This window comes from Acidithiobacillus sp. YTS05 (assembly GCF_024396695.1).
Lineage (GTDB): Bacteria > Pseudomonadota > Gammaproteobacteria > Acidithiobacillales > Acidithiobacillaceae > Igneacidithiobacillus > Igneacidithiobacillus copahuensis.
Window position 1 is genome coordinate 908,797 of the sequence record NZ_CP094359.1, and the last position, 14,480, is coordinate 923,276.

11 protein-coding genes are annotated in these 14,480 nt (G+C 57.0%); 10 read left to right on the top strand and 1 reads right to left on the bottom strand.

Features of this window, described 5'->3' with window-relative positions; genetic code table 11:
• The first annotated feature begins 16 nt into the window (after positions 1-16).
• A complete protein-coding gene (locus MQE22_RS04595; RefSeq protein WP_215885397.1) occupies positions 17-4,693 on the top strand; it encodes a glycosyltransferase in 4,677 nt (1,558 codons plus the stop codon).
• 10 nt (positions 4,694-4,703) lie between these two features.
• Here the strand turns inward: MQE22_RS04595 and MQE22_RS04600 are convergent, their stop codons facing one another.
• Entirely contained in the window at positions 4,704-5,270 is a 567-nt protein-coding gene (locus MQE22_RS04600; protein ID WP_215871968.1) for a Uma2 family endonuclease, read from the bottom strand.
• Between the two features lie 177 nt (positions 5,271-5,447).
• On the opposite strand from MQE22_RS04600, the gene MQE22_RS04605 reads away from it, so the two are divergent.
• The 9 genes from MQE22_RS04605 (at position 5,448) to fliE (ending at position 14,467) form a co-directional block, all read left to right on the top strand.
• Positions 5,448-7,031, top strand: coding sequence for a flagellin N-terminal helical domain-containing protein (locus MQE22_RS04605; protein WP_215871967.1), 1,584 nt, complete (start codon positions 5,448-5,450; stop codon positions 7,029-7,031).
• A gap of 78 nt (positions 7,032-7,109) precedes the next feature.
• A complete protein-coding gene (locus MQE22_RS04610; protein ID WP_226827588.1) occupies positions 7,110-7,511 on the top strand; it encodes a hypothetical protein in 402 nt (133 codons plus the stop codon).
• Positions 7,512-7,520: 9 nt separating this feature from the next.
• The gene (gene fliD / locus MQE22_RS04615) at positions 7,521-9,461 is read left to right on the top strand and encodes a flagellar filament capping protein FliD (RefSeq protein WP_215871966.1); all 1,941 of its coding nucleotides are present in this window, start codon (positions 7,521-7,523) and stop codon (positions 9,459-9,461) included.
• Between the two features lie 18 nt (positions 9,462-9,479).
• Positions 9,480-9,857 carry a flagellar export chaperone FliS gene (fliS, locus tag MQE22_RS04620; RefSeq protein WP_215871965.1) on the top strand — a complete coding sequence of 126 codons (378 nt, stop codon included), beginning with the start codon at positions 9,480-9,482 and terminating at the stop codon, positions 9,855-9,857.
• Positions 9,858-9,890: 33 nt separating this feature from the next.
• Positions 9,891-10,445: a PilZ domain-containing protein gene (locus MQE22_RS04625; RefSeq protein ID WP_215871964.1), complete on the top strand. Its 555-nt coding sequence runs from the start codon at positions 9,891-9,893 to the stop codon at positions 10,443-10,445.
• Entirely contained in the window at positions 10,445-11,545 is a 1,101-nt protein-coding gene (locus MQE22_RS04630; protein ID WP_215871963.1) for a sigma-54 interaction domain-containing protein, read from the top strand. The genes MQE22_RS04625 and MQE22_RS04630 overlap by 1 nt, the downstream gene beginning before the upstream one ends.
• Positions 11,520-12,740: a sensor histidine kinase gene (locus MQE22_RS04635; RefSeq protein ID WP_215871962.1), complete on the top strand. Its 1,221-nt coding sequence runs from the start codon at positions 11,520-11,522 to the stop codon at positions 12,738-12,740. The genes MQE22_RS04630 and MQE22_RS04635 overlap by 26 nt, the downstream gene beginning before the upstream one ends.
• Positions 12,737-14,089 (top strand): sigma-54-dependent transcriptional regulator, encoded by a 1,353-nt coding sequence (locus MQE22_RS04640; RefSeq protein WP_226827586.1) that lies wholly within the window; start codon positions 12,737-12,739, stop codon positions 14,087-14,089. Before MQE22_RS04635 ends, MQE22_RS04640 begins: the two co-directional genes overlap by 4 nt.
• A gap of 54 nt (positions 14,090-14,143) precedes the next feature.
• Complete coding sequence (fliE, locus tag MQE22_RS04645) at positions 14,144-14,467, top strand: flagellar hook-basal body complex protein FliE (RefSeq protein WP_215871961.1); 324 nt, start codon at positions 14,144-14,146, stop codon at positions 14,465-14,467.
• Positions 14,468-14,480: the final 13 nt, after the last annotated feature.

Sequence of the window (14,480 nt, forward strand, 5' to 3'; positions counted from 1 at the left end):
GGAACCCGGATACTTTATGAATAAAGCGAATTTTTACAAAGCATTTGAAGATCGTTTTCGCGGATCACGCGATTTGATTTTGTCGCGGCTACAGCAGTACCAGCCGTATGTACAACCACTTCTCGAGTATTGCCCTAATGCCACGGCGGTTGATCTAGGATGTGGCCGGGGCGAATGGTTACAACTATTGCAACAATGGGGCTTTTCAGCCCGTGGGGTAGACCAAGATGTTGACATGGTTAACACCTGTAAAACTATAGGGCTCATGGCAGAACAAGGCGACATATTAGAATTTCTTTCTGCCATACCCAATGAAAGCGTCGCGGTAGTTTCGGCTTTTCATGTTGCAGAGCATCTAGAGACCAGCCTGCTTTTCGATGTCGTCACAGAATGCCTGCGCGTTCTTAGGCCTGGCGGCATTTTCATTTTAGAAACACCCAACCCTGAAAATCTTGTCGTCGGCGCCTGCAATTTTTATATTGACCCCACCCATCTGCACCCGCTACCACCACTATTTTCCAGCTTTCTAGTTGAATACATCGGATTTTGTCATCAAAAAATTCTGCGCTTAAATAGCCACCTCAATCCAGAAAAAAACCAATGCCCGACTTTGCTGGATGTGCTTACAGGCGTTAGCCCAGATTATGCTGTAATCGCACAAAAAAAAGGTTCAGCGGCCATTCTGAATAGATTAAACCATATCTTTCCTGTCGAGGCCGGTTTTTCCCTTCATTTTTTGGCAAACAGATATCAAGAGTGCAATTACTCAAAAGAAACGAATAAGCCTGGCACAACTGTAACTGAAGCATCTTTAATTTCGCGTGATTTGTATTTGGATAGGCTTTGGGGTGTGAACGTCATTGGTCACGTGAGTGCCAGTATTGGATTAGGGACCGCGGCACGCAACCTAGTTTCCCAGATTGTCGCAATTGGCATTCCGGTGCAAATCTTCGATTTGGACCCAGGACTAGGCCGTGGAGGGATAGAGCTTGGGCTACCACCCAGCGTTGAGCGGGTGACGCGCCTGGAAGATCTGCGCCATCCAATCAACATCTTTGTTTTATCGCCACCTACGATCGATATACTTTTGAAACAGCATGGTCATAGCCTTAACGTCGAAGGACGCTTTAATGCGGCCATGGTATTCTGGGAGCTTCCGGTTATACCAGAGTCGTGGCGCAGGTCGATGCAGGCCCTCGACGCCGTACTCTGTGCGTCTCCCTTTATTTATTCTGCATTTTCCTTCTCCTGCCCGGGCCCCTTGTTGGTAGATGCTCCTGTTCCCACCCCTCTCCCTGCTTGGGAAAAAGCAACACGGGAAGATTTCGGCCTCCCGGATAAGGGAGTTATTTTTCTTTCCGCCTTTGAACCTTGGAGCGACCCCAAGCGAAAAAATATCGAAGGAGTTATCCAGGCGTTCTGCAAGGCTTCAGATACGCATCCCGACGCTTGGCTTGTCATTAAGATCAATGGCTCTGATACCTCCGAAATACGCACCATTCTTGCACCTTACCTTCCACTTTTCCAATCACATCCCCGCATCAAGGTCATTCTTGATGCGATGCCCTATACGCGAGCTTTGGCACTGCTGGACCTTTGTGATGTTTACATTTCTTTGCATCGAGCAGAAGGTTTTGGTTTGGTACCTTTTGAAGCTATGAGTCTAGGCAAACCTGTCATTGCCACGGCCTGGTCCGGAAACATGGCCTATATGAACGCTCATGTGGCCTGCCTGGTCAACTACAGCTTGACGGAGGCTAATGGCTCTGTGTCTGTTTACAAAGCCTCCATGGTATCTCCTGGTGTGCAATGGGCTGAACCCAGCGTGGAAGAGGCGAGCGCCTGGGTCAAATTTCTACTCGAAAACCCAAATGAACGCAAAGAAATTGGGCAACGCGCAAAAGAGCACATCGCGAGATGGAATCGGAACGCGCTGGAAAGTAGCTGGCCGAAGGCTCTGATAGCGCTCGCCAGACAGAAACCACTGATCCGCAAGAATTCGCGTCCTCTTGAAATCCGCGACAGCGCGGGTGCGCTCATGGTGGAGCCGGTGCGTCAGATCTCGCCCTGGCTCCCCGAAGCGCGTTGGCTGCCGATGGAACGTCGCTGGGCCGAGGAAGTATTGGAAGCTCAAAAGGCTTCGAGCCAGCAGTTTCCCCGGGTTATGCTTAACGTGTTGTTGCATCCCTCCCGTTCTGCAGAGTCCACGGTCGCCAGTATCGAGGCACAGTGGGCGAGGGCAGAGCTGCTGGAACTTCCGCCCGCGAGCGAAAACTGGCTTGCCGGCGTTAACGAGAAGCTCCTTGCCAGTGACTGCGAATGGATCGCCTTGCTGGATGCCGGGGACGAGTTGGCACCGGACGCGATTTTCCGCGTACAGCAGGCCATTGCCACGCACCCCGAAAGGCAGCTGATCTATACTGATGAAGATTCTTTGACTGCGGACGGGCAGCACGTCAACCCGCACTGCAAGCCGGATTTCAATATCGATTACCTGCGCAGTCTGCCTTATGTGGGAGGCTTGCTCGTCGTCAAGAAGGAGCTCTTTGAGGCTCTGGGCGGCTTTGATCCCGCGGCGGATGGGGCGGAGGACTACGATCTCGTATTGCGAGCCTGGGAGCGAATGGGGGATGCCGGTATCGGACATATACCCGCTGTCCTTTATCACCGGCTGCAGGGAGGCGGACACTCCAACCAGTCCATCGAGGAGATTCTGGCGGCGAGCAGGGCAGCTCTGGAGCGTCACCTGCAGCGCCTGCAGATTGCCGCGGAGGTCCTGCCGGGACCATTCCCGCCCTCGACCCGGGTGCGCTATCCCCTGACAGCAACCCCCACTGTCTCGATCATCATCCCGACGCGGAATCAGCTGGACATTTTGCAACGCTGCGTGGAATCGATCATCGAAAAGACGCGCTACCCCCACTACGAGATTCTGCTCGTGGACAACGACAGTGACGACGAGGAAACCAGAAACTATCTGCAGTTGCTGGAAGCGCAGGAAGAAAGCCTCGGCGGACGCCTGCGGGTACTGCGGCACCCTGGCGCCTTCAATTTCTCGGCGATGAACAACCGGGCGGTTGAACAGGCGCGCGGGGACTATTTGCTGCTGCTCAACAATGATGCAGCAGCTCTGCATGAGGACTGGCTGGACGAAATGGTCAGCCAGGCCTTGCGGCCGGAAGTCGGTATCGTCGGCGCCAAATTATTGTTCCCGGATAGCAAGATCCAGCATGCTGGCGTGATTTTGGGGATGAAAGGTCCGGCGGAACATTCCTTCATCGGACAATCGGCAGAATACCGAGGCTACTACGGTCGGGCGATGCTCACGCAAGACCTCTCGGCAGTGACTGGTGCCTGCCTGCTGATTGCCAAGGAACTTTACCAGCAGGTTGGAGCTTTGGATGAGGAGAAATTCCAGGTCTCTTACAATGATATCGACCTTTGCCTGAAGGTTCGGGAGAGCGGCAAAAAAATCGTCTTCACCCCATGGGCCATCCTAATGCACGAGGGTTCCGCCAGTCAGCGCGGCGAAGTGGAGAAAAAGCCCAGCCCCGAAAAGGAAAAGCGCTTTGCCGGCGAGAGAATGGCCTTCTACCGGAAATGGCTCCCACAGATCGCTTCTGACCCTGCTTATAACCGCCAGTTGAGCCTGGCGAGTACCGACTTTCTGATCGAAAGTGAGGCGGCCCTGACCTGGGATCCCGATTGGCGTCCGCGCCCGCGCATCCTGGTGCATCCTGCGGATCGCGAAGGCTGCGGCGAGTATCGCATCATCGCGCCGATGCGCGCGCTCAACCGGGCAGGGTGGACGCAGGGTTGGGAAACCATGCGTATCTTCGAGCCCGCGGAAATGGAGCGGATGCAGCCCGATAGCATTGTTCTGCAGCGACAGATGGAGTGGCCGCAGATCGAGGCGCTGGAGCGACACAAGGCCTTGAGCCGGGCCTTCCGCGTCTTCGAGATTGACGATCTGATCACCAATCTGCCGGTCAAAAGCTTGCACAAGGCGCACATTCACAAAGATATCGCCAAGCGTTTCCGCAAAGCGGCGGGGTTATGTAACCGGCTGGTGGTGGCAACAGAACCCCTCGCACAAGCCTACAAGGGTTTTAGCGATGAGGTCCGGGTACAATCCAATTGTATCGAGGATGCCGTTTGGGGTTCGCTACAGGCTCAGCGCCGCGGCAATGATAAACCGCGCGTGGGCTGGGCTGGTGGGGTAGGGCACACTGGTGACCTCGAAATGGTGGCGGACGTGGTGCGCGACCTCGCCGAAGAGGTGGACTGGATCTTTTTTGGGCTCTGTCCGGACGCCCTCAAGCCTTATGTCCGAGAGTTTCATACCGGGGTGCCTCTGCCCCAGTACCCGGCGAAGCTCGCCAGTCTGGATCTGGATCTCGCCATCGCGCCGCTGGAAGACAATCCCTTCAACGAGGCAAAGAGCCATCTGCGGCTCTTGGAATATGGAATTCTCGGTTATCCGGTGGTCTGTTCCGATGTGCATCCCTACCAGGGGGATTTTCCGGTAGTGCGGGTGAGTAACCGCTATCGCGATTGGATGAAGGCCATCCGCGAAGCGATCGCCGATCGGCAGGCGCTGGCGGAGATGGGCGACCGATTACGGGAACAGGTGCGCGCCCATTGGCTCTTGGAAAATCGCCTGGATGACTGGCTTGCCGCGTGGTTACCCTGATTTGTCCTGCTCAGATCAGTCCGCTGTCTTCATAGAAGTTGTCGAGGGAGAGGGTAATCGATAGGCCGCCGCAGTGTAAGGAGACGACATCCTCGGGGTCCAGGATCTGCTCACGCCAGATCTCACCGTCCCGGCTCAACAGGCGGGCATGGACTTTTTCGGAATCCACCAGCAGGTAATACCGCAGGCTGGGAATGTCCCGATAGGCCAGCCATTTTTCCCGTTCGTCGATGGCGGCGGTGGCGGGGGACAGGACTTCGGCGAGCAGACAGGGGGAGGTTTTGTACTGCGGATGATCATCTTCGGGATCACAGACCAGCATGGCATCGGGGTAGTAGTAAGCAGAACGGGTAGATACCCACAGCTTCATATCGGCCATGAAGGCGCGACAGGGCTGTCCGCGGGTAGCGGCGCGCAAATGAAAAGCGATATTGAGTGTGATGCGGTTATGCCGCTCGCTGGCGCCGGCCATGGCAAAGATCTCACCCGCCACGTATTCGCTTTTGTAGGGGGCCGCCGCCTCCGCGGCCAGATATTCCGCTTCTGGCAACCAGCGATGCTCCTCTTGCGCGCTCATGTTTTCCTCCCTTCCAGTCGGCTCGTTCAAGAAATCACTTTAACCGCGCCCGCCGCGCTGCTCAAGGTTGCCACGAACCGTATTCAAGTTTTTCTGCAGCGTGTCGTTAAGAGAATTGTGAGGTGGATCTCACATTGGCATGGATGCCAAATTTATCCCTAAGAAAGGAGTTTTCTCATGGCAATTTCCGGAATCATCAATACCAACGTCTCGGCGTTGAGTACCCTGAATGCCCTCAACGGCACCCAGGGCAGTTTGAACACCTATCTGCAACAGTTGTCCACGGGCAAGAGCATCAATGGGCCACAGGACAACCCAGCAGGTTATGCCATTGCCCAGCGTTTTCAGACCCAGATCAACGGGTTGAATCAGGCGGTCTCCAATGGTAACCAGGGTGTCTCCCTGATCCAGACGGCTACTGGTGCCATCCAGAATCAGACCAGTCTGCTTCAGCAGATTCGGACCACGGCGGTGCAGGCGGCCAACGCCTCCAATACCACCTCGGATCGGCAGGCCCTGCAGGGCGTTGTGAGCCAGTTGCTGGCGCAGGTGCAAACCATCGCCACCCAGACCCAGTTCAACGGTCAGAACATCCTGGACGGCACCTTTGCCGGTGCGGCCTTCCAGGTGGGTGCTAACAGTAACCAGATCATCAATGTGGCGGTGGGTAACACCCAGACTTCGGCGATGGGTAATTACGTAGTGAGTGGGTCTGGTGATGTGTACTCTACTAATGGCAGTTACCTGAATGGTGGCTATGCGGTGGGTGGCGCGTTTACTATTAGTGCAAGCGGCGCTGGGAATTTCACCTCAGGTAGCATGAGCATCGCGGGTAGTGTGGGAACGGCATCAGTTTCCGTCAATTCTTCCAGTGAGTCGGCGGCTAACATTGCTGCGGCGGTGAATGCCGTATCAAGTCAGACCGGTGTGAGCGCGCAGGGCTACACCAGTGTGGCACTCACAGCGACCACCGGTACCTACACCTTCACTCTGAGTAATGGCAGCAGTGGCAGCCCCACCAACGCAGTTAACATCTCAGCGGATGTGACCAACGGCAGTAATGGTCAGCCGGACCTGAGTGCGCTGGTGACCGCCATCAATAACCAAGCAGCCATCACGGGCACGTCTGCCAGTACCCAGGTGGTGAGTGGTCAAACGGAATTGGTGTTGACCAATGCCAATGGAAATAACATCAATATTTCTGCTGGAGTAACGAGCGGTGGTACCCTCTCGGGTGCAGGGCTTGCCGCCGGCTCGACCGGTTCGCTGCATGCAGTCAGTGGCGCAGGCGCTTCCTCGGTCGGATCTTCCATCAGCAGTGGCAGTGCCAATGCGCTGGTCCAGGGCGCGGTACAGTTTGAGTCGGCAAGCTCTTACTCCATCGGCAGTGGTTCCCTGATTGGCTTCAGCAGTGCCGCTGCGTCGTTGACTTCAGGAGCCGGCGGATCGCAGGTAGCGAGCATCAACGTCAGTACAGCGGCGGGTGCGCAGCAGGCCATTGGCATCATCGATCAGGCTATCAATTACCTGAACCAGCAGAATGGTGCTCTGGGTGCTATTCAGAACCGGGTGCAGGCATCGGTCAGCAATGACCAGACGACGGCGACCAATCTGCAGTCGGCGCAGTCTACGGTGCAGGATGCGAACATTGCTCAGGCAACGTCGCAGTTGACCAAGTACCAGATCCTGCAGCAGGCCGGTATCTCGACCCTGGCGCAGGAAAACTCCTTGCAGCAGAGCTACCTCAAGCTCTTGCCGTAAGGTCTGGCAGTCTCGCCTCCCGGGGACGCCCGGGAGGTTTTACTGGCTGCTAACGCAGTTGGCAATGAGGTGTAAGCCATGGACAGTCCAACCCTAAACGCCCAGATCAGTAGTACACAGATGAGTAGTATTGCCAAAGATAGCGGAGTGATCCCGGCTCTCAAGGCTGGTGTGGTTCCTTCTTCTGCGGCAAATGCGGCTGCCTTTCCGCGGCAGGGCCAGCCCTCTTCTCAGGGGTCAGTAGATCAGCTACAGGAGTCGATACAAAAATTGCAGGACAAAGTGGCGAAGTCGCAGCCATCATTTTCATTGGAAGCAGGATTGGATCCGAATGGTAATCATCCTAATCAGGTCCTGATCAAATTATCAGATACCGTAACCAAACAAGTATTTTTTTCGTATTACGTTCCCGCCGATCAGGTGACAAAGGCGGCAGATTCTGAAAACCCCATGGGTTTGCTGTTGCAGAGCAAGGCGTAGGAGAAGGCAATGTCGACATCCCTTTCTGGTCTGGTGAGTGGCATCGATGTACAGAGTCTGATCACCAATCTCAGCGCGGCGTATCAGGCACCGATTACCCTGCTGCAGAATCAGGAACAGACCCAGCAGACCACCTTGAGCGCCTGGGGTACCTTGCAGAGCAGCCTCTCCAGCCTGCAATCGGCCCTGGGAGCGTTGCAGAATATCGGCAGCACCAATAATCGCAGTGCCACGGTCGCGAATACCTCTCTGGCGTCAGCCACCGCCAGCGCCAACGCGCAGCAGGGAAGCTACAACCTCAGTAATATCGTTCTCGCCCAGGCGCAGAGTGTGTACTCCAATAATTTTGCGAGTACCAGCAGCGGGGTGGGTACTGGTACCCTGCAAATCCAGGTGGGCAGTGGTGCGGTCCAAAGTATTGCCATCAACAGCAATAACGATACCCTGGATGGCATTGCGCAGGCGATCAACAGCGCCAACGCGGGCGTCAATGCCGGCGTGATTTATGACGGTACCGGCTATCGTTTGACGCTGACGGGGGCCAACACCGGAGCGAACCAGTCTTTTACCGTATCGGTAAGTGGGGCGACAGGATCCCTCGCGAGCCTGAGCTACAGTAGCGGCACATCTGGCGGAATGACCCAGAGTCAGGCGGCGCAGAATGCTGGCGTCAGCATCAATGGCCTGCCAGTGACCAGCAGCAGCAATACCATTTCCGGTGCAATCCCCGGGGTAAGTCTCAATCTGCTGCAGGCCAGTAGTGGCAGCACGACCTTGCAGGTAAGTGCCAGTAACACCGGCTTCGTAACCACGGTGCAGAGCTTTGTGAGTGCCTTCAACAAGACCATGGGCACCATCAATCAACTCACGGCCTACAATGCCCAGACTGGTTCTGGGGGACCCCTGTTGGGGAATGCTGCGGTCAATGGCCTGCGCACCCAACTCTTGAATCTGATCAGCAATCCGGCAGTCGGCCTGAGTTCTGGTGCCAGTTACAATTCGCTGGGTTCCGTGGGATTGGGGCTGAGCAGCAGCGGCACGATCAACCTCAATACTGGTACCTTACAAACGGCGCTGACCGCAGATTACCAGGACGTGGTGGGGCTCTTTGGTCAGACCGGGCAGACCAGCAACAGCAGCGTGCAGTATGCAGGTGCCAGTGGTTCTACGGTGGCGGGTACCTACGCAATCAACGTCTCCCAGGCTGCCGCTCAGGCGCAGATTCTCTCCAGCTCCGCCTTTCCCAGCGGCGGTCTGGCGCAAAGTGAGAGCCTGACGTTTGGCTCCGGCTCCCAGTCTGTTGTGGTTTCCCTGAGTTCTGGCAGCAGCCTCAGTGCTGCGGTCAATACCATCAATGCGACCCTGCAGCAGAGCGGTATGACGGGAATCACCGCCAGCAATGACAATGGGAAACTGGAATTGCAGTCGGCAGGATATGGGTCGGCGCAGAGCTTTTCAGTGGTCTCCAACGTGGCATCTGGGGGCACTGGAATTGGTACCAGTACGCTGGCGGCCTCGGGTACGAACGTGGCGGGGACCATCAACGGGCAGGCGGCGAGTGGTAGTGGACAGAACCTGACGGTGACCGGACCGGGCAATGCCCTGGGCCTGCAAATTCGGGTCTTGGGGAGTAATACCGGTAATTTGGGCACGGTGTCCCTGAGCCAGGGGCTCTATCAGCAGATGAACAGTTTGCTGAGCCAGGCATTGAGCTCACAGAACGGTTTCATTACCGCGGCGCAAAACGGCATCAACTCGACCATCAGCGGTCTGAACGCCCAGATTGCGACCCTGCAGCAATCGGCAAGCAATCAAACCGCGCTGCTCACCCAGCAGTTTGCGGCTATGCAGTCGCAACTGTCCACGCTGCAGTCCACCAGTCAGTATCTCAATGCCTTCTACAACAGCGGTTCTTCCAGTTCTTCCAGCAGTAGCAGTTCTTCTTCCTGAACATCGAGGAGTTAGGGTATGGCAGCGGTAATGAACGCAGTACAGGCCTACCGGCAAGTAGGTCAGCAGGGGATCTCCTCCGACCGTCTGGTCCTGATGGGGTTGGAAGGGATTCTCGAATATCTGCGGCGCGCTGATCTGGCGATTCGGGAAAAGCGGATCGCAGAAAAAGCGGAGGCCATGGACAAGGCGTACCAGTTGACGGCACATCTGCTGGCCAGCGTCGATCACGAGCGGGGTGGGGAAATCGCTACCAATCTGGAAAGCCTGTATCGATTTGTCCTGGAAAAACTGGCCCTGGCGAACATCTTTGATGACCTCGACGCCTTGGCCAGTTGCCGTCCCGTACTTGAAGATCTGCGCGATGGCTGGCGAGGTTTGCTCGAACGCAGCTGAGGCTCTATCCTCTCTCGAAAATGGAGAGAGAACGTGGATGGACCTGGGGTAGCCATAACCGCCAAATTGCCAGTTGCGATTCGTTCGTGGTCGGGCCAGGAAGAAGAATTTGCAGAGTTCATGGGCGATAATCGTGTCTTGTTGCGTGCCCTCCTGATTTGGGAGGAAGAATGTAGCAACGCCGAAGAAGACGATCGCTCGGCCCTGGCGCAGCTGCAAATCAAGACTGATCTGTTACTCACCCTGCTCAGCGCTGGAATCCGCGCACAGGAACCGCTACCGGCCCAGTATCCCTGTGAACTACGCAGCGATTCGCTGCAAATCGCCATCGACGATGACTGGAAGCCGTTCGATTCCCCGGCGCAGGTGGAAATTTTTTTACATCCACGCTTGGCCATGCCCCTACGCCTGCCTGGCGCGGGCTTCGAAAAAATGGTCACGGATTCTGTGACACCGCTTTGGCGTTTCCCGTTTCGCCTGAGCCCTAGCGTGCAAGAAATGCTGGATCGACTAATCTTTCGACATCATCGGCGGGAAGTTGCAAGATTGCGGGAAAGCAGGATGGATCGCAAAACGAGAAAGGAATAATGGAAAGCCTTGTCGAAACCACTGTGCTGCAGAATCCCGCAGAGCGCCGTGCTTTGTCGCGCGAGAGCTGTGGTCTTGTCGGGCGTAGCGAGGTCTTGTGCCATGTGACCAGACTCCTGGGGAAGGTTGCCGCAACAGACAGCACCGTGTTGATCCTGGGCGAGTCGGGAACGGGCAAGGAGGTGGTTGCCCAATGCTTGCACCAGCACTCCGCCCGCGCCGCTGGCTCCTTTGTGGCGATCAACTGCGGTGCGATTCCCCCCGAGTTGATGGAAAGTGAGCTCTTTGGCCACGAAAAAGGGGCGTTTACCGGTGCCCTGCTGACCCGCAAGGGGCGTTTCGAACTGGCGGAGGGCGGCACGCTCTTTCTCGATGAAGTTGCGGAAATGACCCCGCCAATGCAGGTGAAATTGCTGCGCGTGCTGCAAGAGCATCAATATGAGCGGGTGGGTGGCAGCAAGCCGCGGGATGCTGATGTGCGCATCATCGCTGCGACGCACCGCGATCTGGAGGCGCGTATTCGCGACGGCCTGTTTCGGGAGGATCTCTATTACCGCCTGAATGTTTTTCCCGTGGAATTGCCACCTCTGCGCCAGCGCGGCGACGATCTTTTTCTGTTGCTGGAGCATTTTTTGGCACAGCGGCAAGAAGATGGTTTTGCACCTTTTTCTGTGTCTGCCGAGGTGAAGCAGATTTTGCTCGAGCATTGTTGGCCCGGTAATGTGCGCGAACTGCGGAATCTGGTGGAACGACTCAGCATCCTCCGCGCTGGGGAAGAGGTGCAGCTCTCGGATTTGCCTGGGTACATTTGGCAAAATGGGAAGAATGCCGAGGCGGAAAGCGACGCTTTGCGGACGGTTTGGGCGGAGGAGCCTGAAGAATCTCTGCCGGTCGCGGAACTTGCCGAAGAAGTCCATTGTTTGCCGGATGGGCCTTTTGATCTCAAGAATTATCTGGAAGAGATCGAACGAAACCTGATCCTGCAGGCCCTGGATCTCTGTGATCAGGTGGTGGCGCGGGCCGCCGAACGACTGGGGCTGCGGCGCACGACTTTGGTGGAGAAGCTGCGTAAATATGCCATACAGCCCGGCAGGGAGTGACGTATTGGTTCCTGGCAATCCGGATCCGCAAGACGCCGCCCGTCTGCTCGAGGCCTTTGAACTCTTCAACAACGCTTCGCGTGAATTGAGCGATGCTTATGGCACCCTGCAGGCGGAGGTACATCGGCTCAACGGCGAGTTGGCCGCCGCCAATCAGCGTCTGCGCGAAGAGCTGCAAGCCCGGGAGACCTTGGGGCAGCGTCTAGCGATGCTGCTGGAAATGCTGCCCGGGGCGGTATTACTGCTTGATCCGCACGGGCAGATTCTGCAAATGAATCCAGCCGCAGAACGACTGCTGGAGACCCGGGAGCTCGGCTGGAACTGGCCGGAATTGCCTGGATTGGCGATTCAGGAGGGGGGCGCGGAGTGTCTGTTGGCGATTGGGACTGAACGCCGGCGCCTAGCCATTGCCGTCACGCCGCTACCCGGCGAAGGTGGGAGGATTTTGCTCTTGCAGGATGTGACCGCAGCCCGTGCCCGCGAAGCCGCCAGTCAGCGGCGCGAGCGTCTGGCAGCCCTGGGGGAGACTATGGCGGGCCTTGCGCACCAACTGCGTACGCCGCTGGCGACGGCGCTGCTCGCGGTCGGCCAGTTGCGGCCGGAGCGGGATGCCGAACATTTTGCACGCCAGCAGCATCGGGCATTGGATCGATTGCGGCATCTGCAGGGGGTCATCGACGCCATGCTGCAGTTTTTGCGTGGCAGCCTGCCGGCTGAGGATAGCAGCGTGCGTTTGGCAGATCTTTGTGCAGGGTTGGAGCGGGTATTCGCGCCTTTGTATCGTCAAAAAAATGTCGATCTCGATCTGCGGCTGGGAGGGGATGACTGGATTTTGACAGGCAGCGTGGACGTCTGGGTCAGCGTCATCGGCAATCTCCTGCAGAATGCCCTGCATTTTGCGCCCGCTTCAACTACCGTACATGCCGTGGGTATGCGCAGCGGCAATTTTTGGATGCTGCGGGTAATGGACTCTGGCCCAGGGGTAGCCGAGGCGGAACGCGAGCGGATCTTTCAACCCTTTGTGAGTGGCCGCCGAGAAGGAACCGGACTGGGTCTCAGTATTGCGCGCAATTTCGTCACGGGCATGGGGGGGGATCTCCATGTCGAGGACAATCGGCCCGGAGCTTGCTTCGTACTGCGTGTGCCTTTCGCTGCGCTCCCCGCTCCGTTGGCTAGTCGCCCGGAGTCCAAATGAACAAAAAGCGCATGGCATTCCGCATTCTATTGGTCGAGGATGACCCGGATTTTGCTGAGGTACTACAGGAGGCCCTGAGCGATCTCGGGTATCTCCTTTGTCATGCCAGCGATGGCGAGGCGGCCCTGGCGCAGTTGGTAAGTTTCCCCGCCGATCTCATTCTCAGTGATGTGCAGATGCCGCGGCTGGATGGTTATGGTCTCCTGGCGGCCCTGCGTGAGCGCCGCCAAGCCCCGCCCGTGCTGATGATGACCGCCTGGGGAACGATCGAAGAGGCGGTGCGCGCGCTGCAGGGCGGGGCGGTGGACTATCTGGTAAAGCCCTTCGAGATGGAAAGCCTGCAGGCAAAGCTGGAAAAGCATCTCCTGCCCCGCGCCGGCGACGATAAGCAGTTGATTGCCGAGGCACCCAGCATGCGGCGCTGCCTGGAGCGCGCAGAGAAAGTCGCGCAGAGTGACGCCACCGTTTTGCTTAGTGGGGAGAGCGGCGTGGGGAAAGAGGTGCTGGCGCGCTATCTCCATCAGCACAGTGCTCGTGCCAAAGGTCCCTTCGTTGCCGTGAATTGTGCCGCAATCCCTGAGACCTTGCTGGAGGCGACACTCTTTGGCCACGAGAAAGGTGCTTTCACCGGCGCCACGCAGGCGAGTGCGGGAAAATTCGAGCAGGCGCAGAATGGCACTCTGTTGCTCGACGAGGTGACGGAAATGCCCCTTGCCCTGCAGGCCAAGCTGCTGCGCGTATTGCAGGAGCGGGAGCTGGAACGGGTCGGCGGGCAGCGCACGATTCCTCTGGATATTCGTGTCATCGCGACCAGTAATCGCGATCTCGGGGAGGCAGTCAAAGGCGGACAGTTCCGTGCCGACCTTTATTATCGATTGCAGGTAGTTCCGTTACAGGTCCCCGCCCTGCGCGAGCGCCGCGAGGACATCCTCCCGCTCGCCCAGTACCTCTTGAATCAGGCGGCAGTGACTCTCGGTCTGCGCCCGCGGGCGCTGTCGCCGGCTGCAGAACGGGCGCTGCTCGCGCACGACTGGCCGGGCAATGTGCGCGAGCTGCAAAATGCCCTGCAACGCGCCTTGATTCTGGCAGAGGGTGACGAAATTCAGACGCGGGACCTGGATCTGCCGACTGAAATGCCAGAAAGCGGGATGACGATCGCGGAGCAGTCATCTGCTGCAGAATTGGCATTGGGGGAACAAAAGGGGCACTATGAGCGGGAATTGATTGCCGACGCCCTCGCAAAAAGCGGCGGTTCGCGTGGCGAAGCGGCGCGTCTGTTGGGAATCAGTGCGCGTACCCTGCGGCACAAACTGCAGCGCTTGCGGGAGGCGGGTTTCGATCTTGGATAAATTGGCCTGGATATTGCTTCATTTTGGGAAAGCATTTCCTGGAAGGATATGGTCATGAGCAGTGTAGAGTCTCTAGATAGTCTTCTTAGCCAACTGCGAGCTTTGAGTGAACAGGCGCAGGGCCTGAAAAACAACACCACGAACAGTGGTGGGGTGGGAGAATTTGCCGATACGCTCAAACATATGGTGAATGGCGTAAATGCCCAACAGGAATCCGCCAATACCTTGCAAAACCAGTTTGCGACTGGTGATCCGCAGGTAAGCCTGAGTCAGGTGATGGTTGCCTCGCAGAAGGCCGATCTCTCTTTTCAGACCATGCTCCAGGTACGCAACAAGCTCGTTTCTGCCTACCAGGACATCATGAATATTTCTGCCTGAGCGCGCAGGGTTG

Excerpts from the sequence above, each read along its gene's own strand:
- MQE22_RS04605 (WP_215871967.1), top strand. The coding sequence starts at position 5,448 with ATGGCAATTTCCGGAATCATCAATACCAACGTCTCGGCGTTGAGTACC.
- MQE22_RS04630 (WP_215871963.1), top strand. The coding sequence starts at position 10,445 with ATGGAAAGCCTTGTCGAAACCACTGTGCTGCAGAATCCCGCAGAGCGC.
- MQE22_RS04640 (WP_226827586.1), top strand. The coding sequence starts at position 12,737 with ATGAACAAAAAGCGCATGGCATTCCGCATTCTATTGGTCGAGGATGAC.
- fliE (WP_215871961.1), top strand. The coding sequence starts at position 14,144 with ATGAGCAGTGTAGAGTCTCTAGATAGTCTTCTTAGCCAACTGCGAGCT.
- MQE22_RS04635 (WP_215871962.1), top strand. The coding sequence starts at position 11,520 with ATGCCATACAGCCCGGCAGGGAGTGACGTATTGGTTCCTGGCAATCCG.
- fliS (WP_215871965.1), top strand. The coding sequence starts at position 9,480 with ATGGCAGCGGTAATGAACGCAGTACAGGCCTACCGGCAAGTAGGTCAG.
- MQE22_RS04595 (WP_215885397.1), top strand. The coding sequence starts at position 17 with ATGAATAAAGCGAATTTTTACAAAGCATTTGAAGATCGTTTTCGCGGA.
- MQE22_RS04600 (WP_215871968.1), bottom strand. The coding sequence starts at position 5,270 with ATGAGCGCGCAAGAGGAGCATCGCTGGTTGCCAGAAGCGGAATATCTG.
- MQE22_RS04610 (WP_226827588.1), top strand. The coding sequence starts at position 7,110 with ATGGACAGTCCAACCCTAAACGCCCAGATCAGTAGTACACAGATGAGT.
- fliD (WP_215871966.1), top strand. The coding sequence starts at position 7,521 with ATGTCGACATCCCTTTCTGGTCTGGTGAGTGGCATCGATGTACAGAGT.